At 70.0% G+C, this 2,332-nt stretch carries 4 protein-coding genes; 3 read left to right on the top strand and 1 reads right to left on the bottom strand.

Annotation, left to right across the window (positions count from 1 at the left end):
- The coding region (locus tag I0Q12_RS27780; RefSeq protein WP_197256711.1) for a TetR/AcrR family transcriptional regulator C-terminal domain-containing protein at positions 1 to 538 on the bottom strand (538 nt) is incomplete at its 3' end.
- A gap of 120 nt (positions 539 to 658) precedes the next feature.
- On the opposite strand from I0Q12_RS27780, the gene bioB reads away from it, so the two are divergent.
- The 3 genes from bioB to I0Q12_RS34115 all read left to right on the top strand — a co-directional run.
- Positions 659 to 1,672 carry a biotin synthase BioB gene (gene bioB / locus I0Q12_RS27775; RefSeq protein ID WP_197256709.1) on the top strand — a complete coding sequence of 338 codons (1,014 nt, stop codon included), beginning with the start codon at positions 659 to 661 and terminating at the stop codon, positions 1,670 to 1,672.
- A gap of 1 nt (position 1,673) precedes the next feature.
- The gene (locus I0Q12_RS27770) at positions 1,674 to 1,871 is read left to right on the top strand and encodes a hypothetical protein (protein WP_197256707.1); all 198 of its coding nucleotides are present in this window, start codon (positions 1,674 to 1,676) and stop codon (positions 1,869 to 1,871) included.
- 119 nt (positions 1,872 to 1,990) lie between these two features.
- The coding region (locus tag I0Q12_RS34115; RefSeq protein ID WP_231611581.1) for a hypothetical protein at positions 1,991 to 2,332 on the top strand (342 nt) is incomplete at its 3' end.

The following is a 2,332-nucleotide window of genomic DNA, read 5'->3' as shown; positions in this document are numbered from 1 at the left end:
CGAGCAGGTCGTCGTCGGAGGTAGCGGGGGTTTCGGTGGTCACGTCGGGGGAGACCGGGGACCGCGTGAGCGCGCCGAATTCCGCGAGTTGGAGGCGCGACTGCTCGTCGACGGTGTGGCCGAGTACATAGTGCAGCAGCGCGTAGCCGGCGAGTTCGGCGTGCGCGCGGGACAGCCCCGCGCGCTGGGCGACGGCGACGAAACTGTCGCGGGCGCGGGAGGTGGTCAACCGGGACGCGTAGCTGGAGGCGACGAGTTCGGCGCCGTCGCGGTGCGCGAGCAGTGCGGCGCGGAATCGGTGGGCGAGTTCGGCGAGGGCCTCGTCCCACGATTCGGTGCTCGGCGGGGCGTCCACGCCCTCGAGGATGCGGTCGGCCATCGCGCCGAGCAGTGTCTGCTTGTTGGGGAAATGCCAGTACAGGGCGCCCGGCTGCACGCCGAGCGATCCGGCGAGCTTGCGCATCGTCAGGTCGCCGAGACCGTATTCGTCGAGGATCGCCATGGCGCCGTCGAGAACGTCGCCGCGTCGCAACTGCACCTGTTCGCTCCCTCTGTTTCGTGCTTGTCCCCTTTGACAGTAGTCGACCACCGCCCTAACCTGAACGCTGTTCAAGTGAACGGTGTTCAAGTTTGTTCCCGATACTCCAGGAGATCCGCCGTGACCAAGGCACTCGCCCCCACCGACATCCTCGCGGTGGCCCGCGAACAGGTGCTCGACCGCGGTGACGGTCTGCGCCGCGACCAGATCCTCGAAGTGCTGCAGCTGCCCGACGAGAGGCTCGAGGACCTGCTCACCCTCGCGCACGACGTGCGCATGAAGTGGTGCGGACCCGAGGTCGAGGTCGAGGGCATCATCAGCCTCAAGACCGGCGGCTGCCCCGAGGACTGCCACTTCTGTTCGCAGTCGGGTCTGTTCGCCTCCCCGGTGCGCTCCGCGTGGCTCGACATCCCGAGCCTCGTCGAGGCCGCGAAGCAGACCGCCAAGACCGGAGCCACCGAGTTCTGCATCGTCGCCGCGGTCCGTGGCCCGGACGCCCGGCTGATGGCGCAGGTCGCCGCCGGTGTCGAGGCCATCCGCAACGAGGTCGACATCCAGGTCGCGTGCTCGCTGGGCATGCTCACCCAGGAGCAGGTCGACCAGCTCGCCGCGATGGGTGTGCACCGCTACAACCACAACCTCGAGACCTCCAGCTCGTACTTTCCGAACGTCGTCACCACCCACACCTGGGAGGAACGGTGGGAGACGCTGCGCATGGTCCGCGAAGCGGGTATGGAGGTGTGCTGCGGCGGCATCCTCGGGATGGGGGAGACGCTCGAGCAGCGCGCCGAGTTCGCCGCCGAACTCGCCGAACTCGGCCCGGACGAGGTGCCGCTGAACTTCCTCAATCCGCGCCCCGGCACGCCCTTCGGCGACCTGGACGTGTTGCCCGCGGCCGACGCCCTGCGCGCGGTCGCCGCGTTCCGGCTCGCGCTGCCCCGCACCATCCTGCGGTTCGCCGGCGGACGGGAGATCACCCTCGGCGACCTGGGTGCCAAGCAGGGCATCCTCGGCGGCATCAACGCCGTCATCGTCGGCAACTACCTCACCACGCTGGGACGCCCCGCCGAATCCGATCTGGATCTGCTCGGCGAGCTGAAGATGCCGATCAAGGCCCTGAGCGAAAGCTTCTGACATGTTCGATCCGTTCACGGGCGCCGAGCTCGACGGCGCCGAACCGGTCCGGCCGCGTGCCGCGCAACTCGGCCTCGAACCGCCGCGCTTCTGCGCGCAGTGCGGCCGCCGGATGATCGTCCAGATCACCCCGGACGGATGGTGGGCGCGGTGCTCCCGCCACGGCACGATCGATTCGGCCCAGGACGAGCAGCGCTGAGCATGCGACTGCGCTGAACATGCGACGAGGCCCGGAGGGAAAAACCCTCCGGGCCTCGTCGTCGTTCGGTGTGGCGCTGCCGTTCCGTTCAGCGCTGCTGCGGCGGAACCGGGGTCGTCGTGGTGGGAGCGACGGTCGTGGTGCGGGTCGTCGTCGACGTGGCCGGTGCGGTCTCCGTCGTCTCGGTCGTGGTGGTCTCGGTCGTGGTGGTCCCGGTCGTGGCGGTTTCGGTCACCGTCTCCGGGGTCGCGGTCGGGGTGGCTGCCGCCGGATCGGTGGCGTCCGGCGCGACAGCGGTGCCGGCGACCGGCGCCGGGGCGGCATCCGACGTTCCCGTGGTGGTGGTTCCCGCGGTGGACGCGGTGGTGCCGGCCGGGGTGGTCCCGGGCTCGGTGGTCACCGCGTCGGTGCCCGGGGTGGTCGTGGTGCTCGTCGTGGTCTCGGAGGTGGTCTCCGCGGTC

Origin of the sequence: Rhodococcus sp. CX (genome assembly GCF_015865005.1) — a bacterium.
In the GTDB taxonomy this organism is placed as follows: Bacteria; Actinomycetota; Actinomycetes; order Mycobacteriales; family Mycobacteriaceae; genus Rhodococcus.
The sequence above is the reverse complement of the archived record's forward strand: the minus strand, read 5'-3'. Positions and strand labels throughout refer to the sequence as shown.